The following is a 16,309-nucleotide window of genomic DNA, read 5'->3' as shown; positions in this document are numbered from 1 at the left end:
TTTATTGACCTACGGCTAGCGGCTTACTCGGCCAGCTTGAAGGTGATGAAGCTGGCACGCCCTTGACGCAGGACGCGCATCGACACCGAGCGATTCTTCGGCAGCGCCTTGGCGATGTCGGTGAATTCCTTGGTGGAGTTGATCGCCTGGTTGTTCAAGTGGGTGATCACATCACCCGGTTGCAGGCCGATCAGGGCGGCCGGGCCGTCCTGGACCTCCTTGATCACCACGCCACTCTTGAGGTCGAAGCTCTTCTTCTGCTCGTCAGTCAACTCGACCACGGCGATGCCCAGGCGATTGCTGCTGCGCTCGGCACCCGATTTACCGCCCAGCGCGCCAAGCTCCTGACCTTCTTCAGGGATCGCGCCCACGGTCAGCTCGACGTTCTGGCGCTTGCCTTCGCGGATCACTTCCAGCTTGGCCTTGCTGCCCGCCTTGAGTGCGCCGACCAGGTGCGGCAGGTCGGCCGACATGACAATCGGCTGGCCGTTCATGGTCAGGATCACATCGCCAACCTGCAAGCCGCCTTTGGCCGCCGGGCCGTCGTCCTGAATCTGCGCGACCAGGGCGCCAGCAGGTTTGTCCAGGCCAAAGGACTCGGCCAGGTCTTTATTCACTTCCTGGATCACTACGCCCAACCAGCCACGGCTGACCTTGCCACCGGCTTTGAGCTGGTTGGAAACATCCATGGCCACATCAATCGGGATGGCGAAGGAGACGCCCATGAAACCGCCGGAACGGGTGTAGATCTGCGAGTTGATCCCCACCACTTCGCCCGCCAGGTTGAACAGCGGACCACCGGAGTTACCCGGGTTGATCGGCACGTCGGTCTGGATGAACGGCACGTAGTTCTCGTTCGGCAGGCTACGACCAATGGCACTGACGATGCCCTGGGTCACGGTGTGGTCAAAGCCAAACGGCGAACCGATGGCCACCACCCATTGCCCGGCTTTCAGATCCTGGGACTTACCCAGTTTCAGCACGGGCAGGTCCTTGCCTTCGATCTTCAGCAAAGCCACGTCGGAGCGTGGATCGGTGCCGACCAGCTTGGCCTTGAGCTCACTGCGATCTGCCAGGCGCACGAGGATTTCGTCGGCGTCGGCGATCACATGGTTATTGGTGAGGATGTAGCCATCAGGCGAAATGATAAAACCCGACCCCAGGGACTGGGCTTCACGCTGACCGCCACCGCCGCCACGGGGTGAACGCGGCTGAGGCATACCGCGCTCGAAGAACTCCCGCAGCATCGGCGGCAGGCCTTCAAGGTCAGGCATCTGCTGGTTCGAGACTTTACGCTCCGGCAGCTTCTGCGTGGTACTGATGTTCACCACGGCAGGCGAGGCTTGCTCTACCAACTGGGTGAAGTCAGGCAGTTCCGCCGCTTGCGCGGTAACGGCCTGACCCAGCACCAGCACCGTGGCGACTATGGAAAGGTAAGACTTCAAACGTGGTATCGACATACAGCTCCCGTTACGACGAGCAGGGTTGGGCGACAAGGTTCTTTAAACGCCGGAGACTACTACTACCGACGTCAACATTGCGTGAACAACACAAGGCCAGAACCGAGAAGTTCTGACCTATAAAAAACATAAGGAAATTTTGCAAGTGAAAATACTCTCCAGACATTTCATGTTCTGTGCAGCAGGGCAGGCACTTCCCGCATTACTGTGAACAATCTGGATGAGCATAGGATTAACAGCTCACGGTTTTTCGGGCGCCGTGCCACTGCGCACCGACAGCGCGATCCGTTCGGCGGTGCCGAGGGGGATCTCCCCGACCACCGTCACCATGATCTCGCCTTGAGGGGTGTTCATGCGGCGCGATACGGCAACCGTTGGCCCCAGTTGCACCCGGCTCTCCGTTGCAGCCTCGCCACTGACGGGCTCCAGGAACACCGAAAAACGCGCCAACCCATCCTCGTACATCAAGCTGTTTACCACCACATGGGTCCGGGAGTCCTTACGCGAAGCGCTACGGGCCAACTGGAAGCCAGGCGGCAGCCAGCTCGGATGCCAAGCCTGGGGGGCGACCACGTCCTCGGCCTTGCTGCTGGCGACCGACAATGGCTTGCAGTCCCTGCCGGGCTGCAAAGCGCTCTCATCCGGGGCTTTGGTACTCAATTGAGTGAACTGGAAACGCTCCAGCAACTGCCCCTTGTCATTGATCAACAATGATTTGAGCGGCAGCGCGGTTTCACGATCCAGATGCATCTCAAAGCCGTAGCGGTGCTGGTCGCGCGGCGTCAACGAGACGATCACCGCTTTACGACCAGCCACACGGGATTCGCCAATGGCGGCAAGCGTGTAAAAAGAATTGAGTTTTTGCGGATCAAGCACATGGGCGGAACCGCCCGGGGAGTTACCAAGACCCGCTACCAGGCTGCCGCTGACACATTGAGTGTGCCCATCGACACGTACGACTTCCTGAGCTGATCCATCGAGCTGCAATATCCGTTCGCGGACCTGACCATTCTGGACTAGATGCCAGATGTCATGGGTAGAGAAACTACCGTTACGCTCGTAGATAAATGTACCTTGGTAGCTTTGCTGCTGCTCTGCCCGCCCAAGACGCTTCAGCCAGTCTTGGGCTTCATCGGCATGGGCGGGAACTGCAAACCAGCCACTGAGCAAAAGCGCAAGGAGCGGTATGGCACGCATAAGGCTCCTTAACGGTTTAGCGGTTTTCCAGGCTTGCAGCGCGAGCGTATGGCAGCGCGCTTTCAGTGCCTTTTACAGCCGATTCCTGAGCGTGCTGGCGCAGATAGCCTGGCAGACGCTGATCCTGCCAGCCGGATTGCCCTTGAAGCACGCCATTGGCCATCGGACCCGTTGCGTCGGAGCTTTCCTTGTAGCCAGCCAGAACAGCTGGACCCTTGACCTGCGGAGCGGCCATGACCGGCTGCTGGGTTTGCTGGGCCAGTTCGGCACCGGCGATCTCGTCCTGGTTGTACAGGCGCACACCAGCCAGTACGGCCACCGTCACCGAGGCAGCGACTGCCAGGCGACCCAGGCTACGCCAAGGACCACGAGCAGCTTTTGCCGGAACGGCTTCATCAGCCAGCGCAGCAGAAACGGCCGCAGCAATATCCAGACGAGGGATTAACAGATCTTTGTGCATCACCGCCCGAGCGACTTGGTAACGAGACCAGGTATCACGGGTTTCGGCATCATCAAATGCATTGAGCACTCGACGAAGTTCCAGTTCATCCGCTTCGTTATCCATCACTGCGGACAGCGATTCCTGCAGGGCATCACGACTCATGGCGGTTCCTCTCTTGGCTGTCGCCGCTGTCTTTAGTTTTCCTGCAACAACGGTTGCAAGGCTTTATCAATGGCTTCCCGAGCCCGGAAAATCCGGGAGCGTACGGTCCCCACCGGACATTGCATGACGCTCGCAATGTCCTCGTAACTCAGACCATCGAATTCACGTAAAGTTAATGCCGTACGCAAATCTTCTGGCAGTTGCTGAATAGTGCGATGGACAGTGCCTTCGATCTCGTCGCGCAGCAATGCACGCTCCGGCGACTCGAGATCCTTGAGGCCGTGATCACCATCGTAAAATTCTGCATCTTCCGAACTCACATCACTATCGGGTGGGCGGCGTCCGCGAGACACCAGATAGTTCTTCGCCGTGTTGATGGCGATGCGGTACAGCCACGTGTAGAACGCACTGTCACCGCGAAAATTACCGAGTGCACGGTAGGCCTTGATAAAGGCTTCCTGTGCAACGTCCTGCGCTTCATGGGTGTCGTGCACAAACCGCACGATCAACCCGAGAATTTTGTGCTGGTATTTCAGCACTAGCAGATCAAATGCACGCTTGTCACCGCGCTGAACGCGCTCGACCAGCTGCTGATCCTCTTCCTGGGTTAGCATGAACACTCCTCGTTGTACTTGAAGGAGGCTTGCATAACTAAACGATCAGGCTTGCAAACATAGACTAGGACTTTTCGCAAAAGTTCTCCCCCTTCAAGCAAGTTTCCGGTGGGCTCTGTTTTGGCACACACGAAAAACGCAGCGCGGGCATAGCCGGCTGCGTGAATAATCTTGTCGCCGGTTTTCTGACGCTCCCATGCTCCAGGCCAATCAGTAAAACCAACGTTTTCCCAGCTTTCGGGCATCCTGTTATGGAGTCGGAGTGGATACAAAAGTTCCCACCTCGACGCCGGACCGCCTCATCAAACCGTGCAGTTCGTTCACCGTAGTCTCACAATGCCACGAATGCCCGGCTATTGTGCCGATCCCCCCCTCTATATACTAGTGGGCCGTGTGACCCTTTGATTCGCCGATCCAGGCGTCCTGTTTGCGCCACCCCTACGGATCGCTTTTTGCGGAATCCCATAAATGAGCCAACAGTTTCAACACGATGTCCTGGTGATTGGTAGCGGCGCCGCAGGCCTGAGCCTTGCTCTGACTCTGCCGAGCCATCTGCGCATAGCCGTCCTGAGCAAGGGCGACCTGGCTAACGGTTCGACGTTCTGGGCCCAGGGCGGGGTTGCCGCCGTGCTGGATGACACCGACACGGTGCAATCCCACGTTGAAGACACCCTCAACGCCGGCGGCGGCCTGTGCAATGAAGACGCGGTGCGCTTCACCGTCGAGCACAGTCGCGAAGCCATTCAGTGGCTGATCGACCAGGGCGTACCCTTTACCCGCGATGAACATGCCGGCAGTGACGACGGCGGTTTCGAGTTTCACCTGACCCGTGAAGGCGGCCACAGCCACCGGCGCATCATCCATGCCGCCGACGCCACCGGCGCCGCGATCTTCAAGACCCTGCTCGCCCAGGCCCGGCAGCGGCCGAATATCGAACTGCTCGAGCAACGAGTCGCCGTCGACCTGATCACCGAGAAACGCCTGGGCCTGGCGGGTGAACGCTGCCTCGGCGCCTACGTGCTCAACCGCGCCAGCGGCGAAGTGGATACCTACGGCGCGCGCTTCACCATCCTGGCCTCAGGGGGCGCCGCCAAAGTCTACCTCTACACCAGCAACCCCGATGGCGCCTGCGGGGATGGCATCGCCATGGCCTGGCGCTCGGGCTGTCGGGTGGCGAACCTGGAATTCAACCAGTTCCACCCCACCTGCCTGTATCACCCCCAGGCCAAGAGTTTCCTCATCACCGAAGCCCTCAGGGGGGAAGGTGCGCACCTCAAACTGCCCAATGGCGAACGCTTCATGCAGCGCTTTGACCCACGGGCCGAACTGGCGCCACGGGACATCGTGGCTCGCGCCATCGACCACGAGATGAAGCGCCTGGGCATCGACTGCGTCTACCTGGACATCAGCCACAAGCCCGCCGACTTCATCAAGACCCATTTCCCGACGGTCTACGAGCGCTGCCTGACCTTCAATATTGATATCACCCAAGGGCCGATCCCGGTTGTGCCGGCGGCGCACTACACCTGCGGCGGCGTGATGGTCGACCAGCAAGGCCGCACCGATGTCCCCGGCCTGTACGCGATTGGCGAGACCAGTTTCACCGGCCTGCACGGCGCCAACCGCATGGCCAGCAACTCGTTGCTCGAATGCTTCGTCTACGCCCGTTCCGCCGCCGCCGATATCCTCGAACAACTGCCACGCATCCCAGTGCCGGCCGCCCTGCCCCGCTGGGATGCGAGCCAGGTCACCGACTCGGACGAAGACGTGATCATCGCCCACAACTGGGACGAGCTGCGGCGCTTTATGTGGGACTACGTGGGTATCGTGCGCACCAACAAGCGCTTGGCGCGGGCGCAGCATAGGGTGCGGTTGTTGCTGGATGAAATCGACGAGTTCTACAGTAATTACAAGGTCAGCCGCGACCTGATCGAGTTGCGCAACCTGGCCCAGGTCGCCGAACTGATGATCCGCTCGGCCATGGCGCGCAAGGAAAGCCGGGGGCTGCACTACACGCTGGATTATCCCGAGATGCTGCCAGAGGCCCTCGACACTATCCTGGTGCCAACCACCTACGGCGACTGAACTTCAAGCGCACGCGCAGGCGCCGATGCACATCGGCGGCCTGCGAACCGCGCGGTACGCACACCGAGCGTACTCGCCAGTCTCCCGGCAGTCGGTAGCGCAGCACCACGATCAGCGGCAACGCCAGGCTGTCGGGACGCAACTGCACCGCATGCCAACCCCGCGCTACGCTCCACAGTTGCCAGCCGCCAGCATTGCGCCGCAGGCCACGAACCGACGAACGGTGGGTCAAGCGAATATGGCGTGGCAGCGTCCACAGGGCGTGGCCCAGGCACGCGAGCACACCCAGTGCCGCGATCGAAAAAGGTATAGCCAGCAGACACAGCGCACCCAGTGCAAGCACCTGTGCGAGGAGATACGCCGCCAGCAACAGCCCGCAGGCCTGCCAGCGGCATTCGAAGCTATTACTTGGGCTGGACACGATCCAGGATCATCCGGACCATGCGCTGCAGCTCCGGATCTTCTGATTCGGCACGTTCCATGAACCAGCCGAACATGTCCTGGTCTTCGCAGGTCAGCAACCTGACGTAGAGGTCGCGGTCTACCTTGTCGAGGGTCGCGTACACCTCTTTGGTGAACGGCACCAACAACACATCCAACTCCAGCATGCCGCGACGGCTGTGCCAGTACAGGCGATTGATTTCTACATCTTCGACCATGGAGCGCTCCTCAAATAGGGCGCAAGTATACAGGCCCACGCCCCTCGGAACAGTCGGCTTTGGTCGGGCTTATGAAACTACCCATTTGCCGGGCGCCCCTCTATGATGCACTCATGACTCTCCAACTGCGATGACCCATGGCTGACTCTGCTTTCTTCTGCTCCCTGTCCCACGAAGGTGTCCTGGCCGTTCGCGGCGCTGACGCGGCCAAGTTCCTCCAGGGGCAACTGACCTGCAACCTCAATTACCTCGACGACACCCACGCCAGCCTCGGCGCGCGCTGCACCCAAAAGGGGCGCATGCAGTCGAGCTTCCGGATCGTGCTGCAAGGTGACGGTGTACTGCTGGCCATGGCCAGCGAACTGCTGGAACCGCAACTGGCGGACCTGAAGAAATACGCTGTGTTTTCCAAGTCCAAGCTGACGGACGAAAGTGCTACCTGGGCCCGCTTCGGTCTGGTGAATGCCGATCAGGCCCTCGCCAGCCTGGGCCTGGATTTGCCGGCCGAGACCGACAGTGTGGCGCGCCATGAAGAACTGCTGGCCATTCGCGTCTCCCCGGGCCGCGCCGAACTCTGGGCGCCCGCCGCGCAAGCCGAGCCCCTGCGCAGCCAACTGGCCGCCACACTTGCCGAAGGCGATCTCAATGCCTGGCTGCTGGGGCAGGTTCGTGCCGGCATCGGCCAGGTCATGGCCCAGACCCGCGAGCTGTTCATCCCGCAGATGCTCAACCTGCAAGCGGTCGGCGGCGTAAGCTTCAAGAAAGGCTGCTACACCGGCCAGGAAATCGTCGCCCGCATGCAATACCTGGGCAAACTCAAGCGCCGCCTGTATCGCCTGAGCCTCGACAGCCATGCGCTGCCCGAGCCCGGCACGCCACTGTTTGCCCCCAGCCATAACAGCCCCATCGGTGAGGTAGTCATCGCCGCCCGGGCCGACGAAGGGATTGAACTTCTGGCGGTGCTGCAAGCCGAAGCAGCCGACAGTGGCAACGTGCATTTAGGCACGCTGGAAGGCCCAGGCCTCAAGTTACTTGACCTGCCTTACCAACTGGACCGTGATCGCGAGATCCAGCGCTAATCGCCGTACCCTTTTGCAGCACCCTAGAGAGCATGAATGAATAAACTGGCGGAAAAAGTCCAACAGGCGTTGGTGATGGCCATCGATAACGATGACCTGGTTCTGCCCACGTTACCGGAAGTGGCCCTGAAAATTCGTCAGGCCGCCGAAGACCCCGAAGTCAGCATCAGTCATTTGAGCAAAGTCATCAGCCGCGATACCGCCCTGACGGCGCGGCTGATCAAGGTCGTCAACAGCCCACTGTTGCGCGCCACCCAGGAGGTCACCGACCTGCACACCGCCATCACACGCCTGGGCACCAACTACAGCAGCAACCTGTCGATTGGTCTGGTGATGGAGCAAATCTTCCATGCCCGCTCAGAAGTCGTCGAACAGAAGATGCGTGACGTCTGGCGCCGCAGCCTGGAAGTGGCAGGCGTCTGCTACGCCTTGTGCCGCAACCACAGCCAGCTCAAGCCGGACCAGGCGGCACTCGGCGGGCTGGTGCACCAGATCGGTGTGCTGCCGATCCTGACCTACGCCGAAGATCACTATGAACTGCTCTCCGACCCGGTCAGCCTCAACCATGTGATTGACAGCATCCACCCGCTGCTGGGGGACAAGCTGCTGAGGGGCTGGGACTTCCCGGAAATGCTGGTAAATGTGCCCGCACACTACCAAGATCTCGAGCGCGATTCGGCGAGCCTGGACTACGTCGACCTGGTGCAAGTGGCGGTGCTGTACTGCCACAAGAATACCGATCACCCGCTGGCCAACGCTGCGCTGTCGAGCTTGCCGGCATTCAGGAAGCTGCGCATCGACCCGCTCAACGAAGCGGTGCGCACCGAGCTGGACGAAGCGCGCTCGATGTTCTATTGACCGGTCGGTGTGGCAAGCACGGCCCTACCCAGCGATAAAACTCACCCGCACCTTAAGCCCTTTCAGCTCGCCATCATGCAGGCTGATCTGGGCCAGGTGTGCGCGGCAGATCTCCCCGACAATCGCCAACCCCAGGCCCGAACCCGCGCCCTGCTGGTTACGTCGATAGAATCGCTCGAACACCCGGTCCCGTTCGTCCTGCGGAATCCCAGGGCCATCGTCCTCCACTTCCAGCACTGCCGGCGCCGTCACCCGCAAGATCACATTGCCACCTGACGGCGTGTGGGCCAGGGCGTTATCCACCAGGTTGCTCAGCAGCTCGTTCAACAAGGTCGGCTCGCCCCGCAGCCACACCGGCTCATCCGCCTCCAACGCCAGCGCCACCCCACGGGCATGTGCCAGGGGCGCCATGGCCATACCCAACTCACGGGCCAATTGGCTGAGGTCGAGCAATTGCGCACCGCCTTCGGCAATCGCCCGCGCCCCGTTTTCGATGCGTGCCAGGGACAGCAACTGGTTGGCCAGGTGGGTCAAGCGATCCGTGCCTTGCGCCGCCGTTTCCAGGGTGCTGCGCCAGATCGCCGGCTCCTCGGCGCGCAGCCCCAGCTCCAGGCGGGCTTTGAGCGCGGCCAGCGGGGTGCGTAATTCGTGGGATGCGTCGGCAATAAACTGCGCCTGGCGCTCGAACTGCCCGCGCAGGCGTTCGGTGAAGTGGTTCAACGCCCGCACCAGCGGCCCGAGTTCGTGCTGCACTTCAACCAGCGGCAACGGCCGCAGATCATCCGGCTGGCGCTCCTCTACCGCCGTGCGCAAACGCTCCAGCGGGCGCAGCGCCGCACTCACGGTAAACCACACCAGCAGCAGGGCCCCGACGCCCAGCATGCCCAGGCGCAGCAGGGTATCGGCCATCAGGCTGCGGGCCATGCTGACCCGGGCTTCGTCGGTTTCTGCGACGCGGATTTCTGCCATGCCATTCATGTTCGGCTCCGACACCGCCTTGAGCAGGCTCACCACCCGCACATTCTGCCCCTGGTACTTGGCGTTATAGAACCGCGCCAGGGCCGGGTAATCGTCGGTGCGCGGCGTCCCGGGCGGCGGGCCTGGCAGGTGTTCGTAACCGGAAATCAGCTTCTGGTGAATATCATTGACCTGGTAGTAAATCCGCCCGGCACTGTCATAGGCGAAAGTGTCCAGCGCCACGTAGGGCACATCGGCACTCAGGGTGCCGTCACGCTGGGACAGCCCGGCGGCGATGGTCCGCGCCGAGGCCAGCAGGGTGCGGTCGTAGGCAGTGTCTGCGGCCTCGCGACCGTTCCAGTAGGCGCTCAGGCCGCTGGCCAGCATCAGCACCACCAACAGCAGTGCCAGGTTCCACAGCAGGCGCCAACGCAGGCTGCTGTGCTTACGCATCGCGGGCTTCCAGCAGGTAGCCAAGGCCACGGAAGGTGACGATGGCGACCGGCTGGCCATCGAGTTTCTTGCGCAAGCGGTGCACATAGATTTCGATGGCGTCGGGGCTGGCCTCCTCATCCAGGCCAAACACCTGGGACGCCAATTGCTCCTTGCTCATGACCCGGCCGGGACGGGCGATCAGCGCCTCGAGCACCGCCTGCTCGCGAGAGGTCAGGGTCAGCAGTTCACCGCCGAGGGTAAAGCGCCGGGTTTCCACGTCATACACCAGCACGCCACAGGTCTGCTGCCGCTCGCCACCCAGCACGCTGCGGCGCAACAGCGCCTTGACCCTGGCCTCCAGCTCGGTCAGCTCAAAGGGCTTGGCCAGATAGTCATCGGCGCCCAGGTTAAGGCCATGCACCCGATCCTTTACATCACTGCGGGCGGTGAGCATCAGCACCGGAAGATTTTTCCCACGGGCCCGCAGGCGTGCCAACACCTCGAAACCATCCATGCGCGGCAGGCCCACGTCGAGAATCACTGCCGCGTATTCCTCGCTGCTCAAGGCCAGGTCCGCAGCCACGCCATCGTGCAGCACATCCACCGTCAAGCCCGTGCTCTTGAGCGCCTGGGCGACACTTTCGGCGAGCTGCAAATGGTCTTCGACGAGCAGGACACGCATGGATTTGTACCTCGTTAAGGGGCAGCCGATGCCGCCCTCTGTTTACCGACTCGCGGCGCAGTTTACAGCCGCCGCCTGTGCTGTGAAGCCCGAAAACATTGAAAGACCGTTGAAAGGTTAGTGAAAGGTTCGCCCATTAGCATCCAGAAACGGACGGTTACACCTTCCGAGCTATTTCACCCATAGCGCCCGAAAAACGCCTCGAAGCGTTTTCGCCCTATAAGAACAATAAACGGAGTGCTCTACGATGCTGTCGACACAGCCCCAGGCTTGCCCGCCTGTTCGTTTTTCCCGCCTGACCCAGACCGCCCTCGCCAGTGCCGCTGCCCTTGCCGGTTTTTCGCCGCTTAGCCAGGCTGCCTTCTTCGAAGACAGTAGCGCGACCCTGGAAACCCGCAACATGTACTTCAACCGCGACTTTCGCGACGGTACCAGCGCCCAGCAATCCAAACGCGACGAATGGGCCCAGGGCTTCATGCTCAACCTGCAATCGGGCTACACCGACGGTACCGTCGGTTTTGGCGTGGATGCGCTGGGCATGCTCGGGGTCAAGCTCGACTCCAGCCCGGACCGCACCGGCAGCGGCCTGCTGCCCACCCACGATGATGGGCGCGCCGCTGACGAGTACTCGAAACTGGGGCTGACCGGCAAAGTGAAAATCTCGGCTACCGAGCTGAAAATCGGCTCGCTGATTCCTGAGTTGCCAATCCTCAAGGCCAACGACGGACGCATCCTGCCGCAGACGTTCAACGGCGGCCTGCTGACCTCCAAGGAGTTCAAGCACCTGACGTTCACCGGCGGCCGTCTGGACAAGGCCAAGGACCGCGACGACAGCAACTACGAGGACATCGCCCTCAACAACAAGAACGGCCGCTTCGTCGGCGGAGCCACCGGCAAGCACTTCAACTTTGGTGGCGTGGACTACAAGTTTGCCGAGAAGGTCACCGGCAGCTATCACTTCGCCCAACTGGACGACGTGTACCGCCAGCACTTCCTCGGTGTGGTCGCCTCCACTCCGATGGGTCCCGGCACTTTCGGTACCGACCTGCGCCTGGCCATCAGTGATGACACCGGCAGCGCGCGCGGCGGCAGCATTGATAACAAATCCCTCAACGGCCTTTTCAGCTACGCCCTCAACGGCCATAAACTGAGCGCCGGCTACCAGCACATGTCCGGCGATAGCGCGTTCCCGTATGTGGATGGCAGCGACCCGTACCTGGTCAACTTTGTGCAGATCAACGACTTTGCCGGCGCCGAAGAACGCTCCTGGCAGGCTCGCTACGACTACGACTTCGCCAAGCTGGGGATCCCCGGCCTGAGCTTCATGAGCCGCTACCTGTCCGGTGACAATATCCAACTCAAGAACGGCGACACCGGCAAAGAGTGGGAACGCAACACCGAGATCAAATACGTGGTGCAAAGCGGCACCCTCAAGGATGTGGCCGTACGCCTGCGTAACGCCACTTACCGCTCCAACTATTCGGCACGGGACGCAGACGAAGTGCGCGTGCTGGTCAGTTACAGCGTCGCGCTGTGGTAACCCTGCAAGTCATATCCCCAATAACAACAATGACGGAGTTCCCCATGTCCTCATCCCTGCGTAAATTTGCCCTGGCCGCCGGCTGCATGCTGTTTGCCGGCCAACTGCTGGCAGCCGAAGAACCCAAGCGCCCGGAATGCATCGCACCGGCCTCCCCCGGGGGTGGTTTTGACCTGACCTGCAAGCTGGTGCAAAGCGCACTGGTCAACGAAAAGCTACTGAGCAAGCCGATGCGCGTGACCTACATGCCCGGCGGCGTGGGCGCGGTGGCCTACAACGCCGTCGTCGCCCAGCGCCCCGCCGATGCCGGCACGCTGGTGGCCTGGTCCAGCGGTTCGCTGCTGAACCTGGCCCAGGGCAAATTCGGTCGATTTGATGAAAGCGCAGTGAAATGGCTGGCCGCCGTCGGCACCAGCTATGGCGCGATTGCGGTGAAAGCCGATTCGCCCTACAAGAGCCTCGATGATCTGGTACAGGCCCTGAAGAAAGATCCGAGCAAAGTGGTAATTGGTTCCGGCGGCACAGTCGGCAGCCAGGACTGGATGCAGACCGCACTGATCGCCAAGGCTGCCGGGATCAACCCGCGTGACCTGCGTTACGTGGCCCTCGAAGGCGGCGGTGAAATCGCCACTGCCCTGCTCGGTGGTCACATCCAGGTAGGCAGTACCGATATCTCCGACTCCATGCCACACATCCTCAGCGGCGATATGCGCCTGCTGGCGGTGTTCTCCGAAGAGCGCCTGGACGAGCCGGAAATGAAGAATATTCCGACTGCCAAAGAGCAAGGCTACGACATCGTCTGGCCAGTGGTACGGGGCTTCTACCTCGGGCCAAAAGTCAGCGATGAAGACTACGCCTGGTGGAAGGCTGCGTTCGACAAGCTGCTGGCCTCCGAAGAGTTCTCCAAGCTGCGTGACCAACGCGAGCTGTTCCCGTTCGCCCTGACCGGACCGGAACTGGACACCTACGTGAAGAAACAGGTGGCTGACTACAAAGTGCTGGCCAAAGAGTTCGGCCTGATCCAGTAATCGCCCCCCTGTCGCGCGGCCACGCCCCTTTGAATCGGGGGCGTGGCCCAGGAGTTCTACATGCTCTTACAACGCATTTTCGCCGCAGTGCTGTTACTGGTGTGTATCGGCCTGGCGCTGATGGCCTGGCCCTATCAGGCGGCCTTTTCCTACGAGCCAGTAGGGCCTCGGGCCTTCCCACTGCTGTTGCTCGGGCTGATGGGCCTGGCTCTGACCTACATGCTGATTCGTCCGCAACCGACCAAACACACTGACGATGAACCGCCGCTGGACCGCCCGACCCTGATTAAGATCGGGATCTGCGTGAGCTTGCTGCTGGTGTTTGCCGGCACTTTCGAATCTCTGGGTTTCATTCTCAGCAGCATGCTGATTGGTATTCCGATGGCACGGCTGTATGGAGGGCGCTGGTTGCCCGGCGTGGTGATCATCACCTTGATGAGCGTCGGTCTTTATCTGCTCTTCGATAAAGCCATGGACGTACCGCTGCCCCTCGGTCTGCTCGACGTTCTGGAGAACTGATATGGATACTTTTGGCTATTTGGGCCAGGGTTTCGGCGTCGCGCTGAGCCCCTATAACCTGGTGACCGCACTGTGCGGCACCCTGATCGGCACCGTCGTCGGCCTGTTGCCGGGCCTGGGCCCGATCAACGGCGTGGCGTTGTTGATCCCCATCGCATTTGCCTTGGGCCTGCCGCCCGAGTCGGCACTGATCCTGTTGGCAGCCGTGTACCTGGGCTGCGAATACGGCGGCCGGATCAGCTCGATCCTGCTGAACATCCCGGGCGAAGCCTCCACCGTGATGACCACCCTCGACGGCTACCCAATGGCCCGCAAAGGCATGGCCGGGGTGGCGCTGTCGCTCTCAGCCTGGAGCTCGTTCATCGGTGCGTTTATCGCCACCTGCGGCATGGTGCTGTTCGCCCCGCTGCTGGCCAAATGGGCGATTGCCTTCGGACCTGCGGAATATTTCGTACTGATGGTGTTTGCGATTGTCTGCCTGGGCGGCATGGCCGGTGACAAGCCGCTGAAGACCTTTGTCTCGGCGTTGATCGGCCTGTTCCTTGCCTGCGTCGGCATCGATGCCAATAGCGGTGTCTACCGATTTACCGGTGACAACATCCATCTGACCGATGGTATCCAGTTCGTAGTCCTGGTCCTGGGTCTGTTCTCCATCAGTGAGATCCTCCTGCTCCTGGAAAAAACCCACCGTGGCCAGGAGGCAGTGAAGGCCACCGGGCGCATGATGTTCAACGTCAAGGAAGCCTTGTCGGTGTTGACCGTGAACCTGCGCTGCGGTGTATCGGGCTTCATCATCGGCGTATTGCCAGGTGCTGGCGCAACCATGGCCTCGGCCGTGGCCTACATGACCGAAAAACGTATCGCGGGCGCCAGCGGCAAGTTCGGCCAAGGCGACATGCGCGGCCTGGCCGCCCCGGAAACCGCCATCGGCGCGTCAGTCTGCGGTGCCATGGTGCCAATGCTGACCCTCGGCGTTCCGGGCTCGGGGACCACGGCGGTGATGATCGGCGCCCTGTCGCTGTACAACATCACACCTGGCCCGCTGCTGTTCCAACAGCAACCGGACATTGTCTGGGGCCTGATCGCTTCGTTGTTTATCGCCAACATCATGCTGGTGGTCCTCAACATCCCGATGATCCGCATCTTCACCCGCATCCTTGCCGTGCCGAACTGGGCACTGGTGCCGGTGATCGCGATCATCACCGCGATTGGCGTCTATGCCGTACACGCCACCACCTTCGATCTGTTCCTGATGATCGCCATCGGCATCTTCGGCTACATCCTGCGCAAGCTGGACTTCCCACTGTCGCCGCTGCTGCTGGGCTTTATCCTCGGCGGCCTGATGGAGCAGAACCTGCGGCGTGCGTTGTCGATTTCCAATGGCACCCTGGAAATTCTGTGGTCGAGCCCGATCACTTTGGGCGTCTGGGTACTGACCGCCATCATGCTGCTCGTGCCATTGCTGCGTATCTGGCGCAAGCGCGCGTTGCAGCGTCGTGCCGTAGCCGATGTCTGAGGTCACCCTTAGACAATGGTGGGGAACACCGCTGGTCGGCCTGGCCGGCGGTTACCTGGCCAGCCTGGTCGGCTGGCCTTTGCCGTATATGGTCGGCTCGTTGCTGGCGATCATCCTGGTGCGCTGCCTGACGCCCTGGCAGTTGGGCGAGATTCCCGGCGGGCGCAAATGCGGCCAGTGGGTGGTGGGCATTGGTATCGGCCTGCACTTCACCCCGGTGGTGATCGAACAGGTGATGAGCCACTTTGGCCTGATCTTCTTCGGCGCGCTGGTCACCAGCCTGTCGAGCATTGTCGGCGTGTGGTTGATGCGCCGCAGCGGTGAAGATCGCGCCACTGCGTTTTTCTCAAGCATGCCGGGCGGTTCCGGGGAGATGGTCAACCTGGGCGCACGCAATGGCGCGGTGCTCAGTCGCGTGGCGGCTGGCCAGAGTCTACGGGTGTTGCTGGTGGTGCTGTGTGTGCCGGCAATCTTCAAGTATTTACTGGGCGGCGGCGCACCACAGTTTCACCCGGCGCCTGTGGATTGGGCCTGGCTGGCCCTGCTGTTTCCCATTGGCGCGCTGATGGCCTGGGGCTGGCAACGCTTGCGCCAACCCAACCCCTGGTTGTTCGGGCCGTTACTGGTCAGTGCCGTCGCCAGTATCACCTGGGATTTGCACATCGGCCTGCCCGAAGGTGGCAGCCAGATCGGCCAATGGTTGATCGGCAGTGGCCTGGGTTGCCACTTCAACCGGCAGTTCTTCCGACGGGCACCGTCGTTCATGGGCCGCACGGTGGTTGGCACACTGCTGAGCATGCTGATCGCGACCTTTGCGGCGGTGGGTTTGAGTGCATTGACGCAGTTGGATCTGCGCTCGCTGACGCTGGGGATGATGCCCGGTGGGATTGCCGAGATGAGTTTGACGGCAGAGACCCTGCAACTGTCGGTGCCGTTGGTAACGGCGATGCAGGTGATGCGGCTGTTGTTTGTGCTGTTCCTGGCGCAGCCGTTATTCCGCCATTGGAACCGCCAGCCGGACACCATTTAAATGTAGGCGTTGGCTTGCCTGCGATTGCGGTGTGTCTGCCAACAGA

At 61.3% G+C, this 16,309-nt stretch carries 16 protein-coding genes; 8 read left to right on the top strand and 8 right to left on the bottom strand.

The features are described from left to right. Positions 1–23 precede the first annotated feature (23 nt). The 4 genes from JFT44_RS12625 to rpoE all read right to left on the bottom strand — a co-directional run bounded on the left by JFT44_RS12625 (position 24) and on the right by rpoE (position 3,875). A complete protein-coding gene (locus tag JFT44_RS12625) occupies positions 24–1,460 on the bottom strand; it encodes a DegQ family serine endoprotease (protein WP_057958788.1) in 1,437 nt (478 codons plus the stop codon). A gap of 240 nt (positions 1,461–1,700) precedes the next feature. After that, positions 1,701–2,657 carry a MucB/RseB C-terminal domain-containing protein gene (locus JFT44_RS12620; protein ID WP_198830769.1) on the bottom strand — a complete coding sequence of 319 codons (957 nt, stop codon included), beginning with the start codon at positions 2,655–2,657 and terminating at the stop codon, positions 1,701–1,703. 16 nt (positions 2,658–2,673) lie between these two features. Further along, on the bottom strand, positions 2,674–3,261 hold the full coding sequence (locus JFT44_RS12615) for a sigma-E factor negative regulatory protein (RefSeq protein WP_198792369.1): 588 nt from the start codon (positions 3,259–3,261) through the stop codon (positions 2,674–2,676). A 32-nt stretch (positions 3,262–3,293) separates the two neighbouring features. Next, positions 3,294–3,875, bottom strand: coding sequence for an RNA polymerase sigma factor RpoE (gene rpoE, locus JFT44_RS12610; RefSeq protein ID WP_003172477.1), 582 nt, complete (start codon positions 3,873–3,875; stop codon positions 3,294–3,296). A gap of 468 nt (positions 3,876–4,343) precedes the next feature. Between rpoE and nadB the strand changes: the two genes are divergently transcribed. Next, on the top strand, positions 4,344–5,960 hold the full coding sequence (nadB, locus tag JFT44_RS12605) for an L-aspartate oxidase (RefSeq protein ID WP_057958785.1): 1,617 nt from the start codon (positions 4,344–4,346) through the stop codon (positions 5,958–5,960). Here nadB and JFT44_RS12600 read toward each other — a convergent pair. Both JFT44_RS12600 and JFT44_RS12595 read right to left on the bottom strand, forming a co-directional pair. Next, positions 5,929–6,381 (bottom strand): hypothetical protein, encoded by a 453-nt coding sequence (locus tag JFT44_RS12600; protein WP_170045537.1) that lies wholly within the window; start codon positions 6,379–6,381, stop codon positions 5,929–5,931. The genes nadB and JFT44_RS12600 overlap by 32 nt on opposite strands. After that, the gene (locus JFT44_RS12595; RefSeq protein WP_017736358.1) at positions 6,365–6,619 is read right to left on the bottom strand and encodes a succinate dehydrogenase assembly factor 2; all 255 of its coding nucleotides are present in this window, start codon (positions 6,617–6,619) and stop codon (positions 6,365–6,367) included. Before JFT44_RS12595 ends, JFT44_RS12600 begins: the two co-directional genes overlap by 17 nt. Positions 6,620–6,756: 137 nt before the next feature. On the opposite strand from JFT44_RS12595, the gene JFT44_RS12590 reads away from it, so the two are divergent. Both JFT44_RS12590 and JFT44_RS12585 read left to right on the top strand, forming a co-directional pair. Further along, entirely contained in the window at positions 6,757–7,698 is a 942-nt protein-coding gene (locus tag JFT44_RS12590) for a folate-binding protein YgfZ (protein WP_198830768.1), read from the top strand. A 36-nt stretch (positions 7,699–7,734) separates the two neighbouring features. Beyond that, positions 7,735–8,556: an HDOD domain-containing protein gene (locus tag JFT44_RS12585; RefSeq protein WP_057439740.1), complete on the top strand. Its 822-nt coding sequence runs from the start codon at positions 7,735–7,737 to the stop codon at positions 8,554–8,556. 24 nt (positions 8,557–8,580) lie between these two features. Here JFT44_RS12585 and JFT44_RS12580 read toward each other — a convergent pair whose 3' ends face one another. After that, positions 8,581–9,966: a sensor histidine kinase gene (locus JFT44_RS12580; RefSeq protein WP_057439741.1), complete on the bottom strand. Its 1,386-nt coding sequence runs from the start codon at positions 9,964–9,966 to the stop codon at positions 8,581–8,583. Then, positions 9,959–10,630, bottom strand: a complete 672-nt coding sequence (locus JFT44_RS12575) for a response regulator (protein WP_057439742.1) — start codon at positions 10,628–10,630, stop codon at positions 9,959–9,961. Before JFT44_RS12575 ends, JFT44_RS12580 begins: the two co-directional genes overlap by 8 nt. 247 nt (positions 10,631–10,877) lie before the next feature. Between JFT44_RS12575 and JFT44_RS12570 the strand changes: the two genes are divergently transcribed. The 5 genes from JFT44_RS12570 to JFT44_RS12550 are packed head-to-tail and all read left to right on the top strand — an operon-like array spanning position 10,878 to position 16,263. Continuing rightward, complete coding sequence (locus JFT44_RS12570; RefSeq protein ID WP_115127584.1) at positions 10,878–12,170, top strand: OprD family porin; 1,293 nt, start codon at positions 10,878–10,880, stop codon at positions 12,168–12,170. A 44-nt stretch (positions 12,171–12,214) separates the two neighbouring features. Further along, on the top strand, positions 12,215–13,198 hold the full coding sequence (locus JFT44_RS12565; protein WP_120732104.1) for a tripartite tricarboxylate transporter substrate binding protein: 984 nt from the start codon (positions 12,215–12,217) through the stop codon (positions 13,196–13,198). Positions 13,199–13,258: 60 nt separating this feature from the next. Continuing rightward, on the top strand, positions 13,259–13,717 hold the full coding sequence (locus JFT44_RS12560; protein ID WP_115127583.1) for a tripartite tricarboxylate transporter TctB family protein: 459 nt from the start codon (positions 13,259–13,261) through the stop codon (positions 13,715–13,717). 1 nt (position 13,718) lies between these two features. After that, positions 13,719–15,233: a tripartite tricarboxylate transporter permease gene (locus JFT44_RS12555; protein WP_057439746.1), complete on the top strand. Its 1,515-nt coding sequence runs from the start codon at positions 13,719–13,721 to the stop codon at positions 15,231–15,233. Then, on the top strand, positions 15,226–16,263 hold the full coding sequence (locus JFT44_RS12550; RefSeq protein WP_198830767.1) for an AbrB family transcriptional regulator: 1,038 nt from the start codon (positions 15,226–15,228) through the stop codon (positions 16,261–16,263). Before JFT44_RS12555 ends, JFT44_RS12550 begins: the two co-directional genes overlap by 8 nt. The last annotated feature ends 46 nt before the right edge of the window (positions 16,264–16,309 follow it).

Source organism: Pseudomonas sp. MF5691, from assembly GCF_016405645.1.
Taxonomy (GTDB): Bacteria; Pseudomonadota; Gammaproteobacteria; order Pseudomonadales; family Pseudomonadaceae; genus Aquipseudomonas; species Aquipseudomonas shahriarae.
Note: the sequence above shows the minus strand (reverse complement) of the source record. Positions and strands in the feature narration are given on the sequence as shown.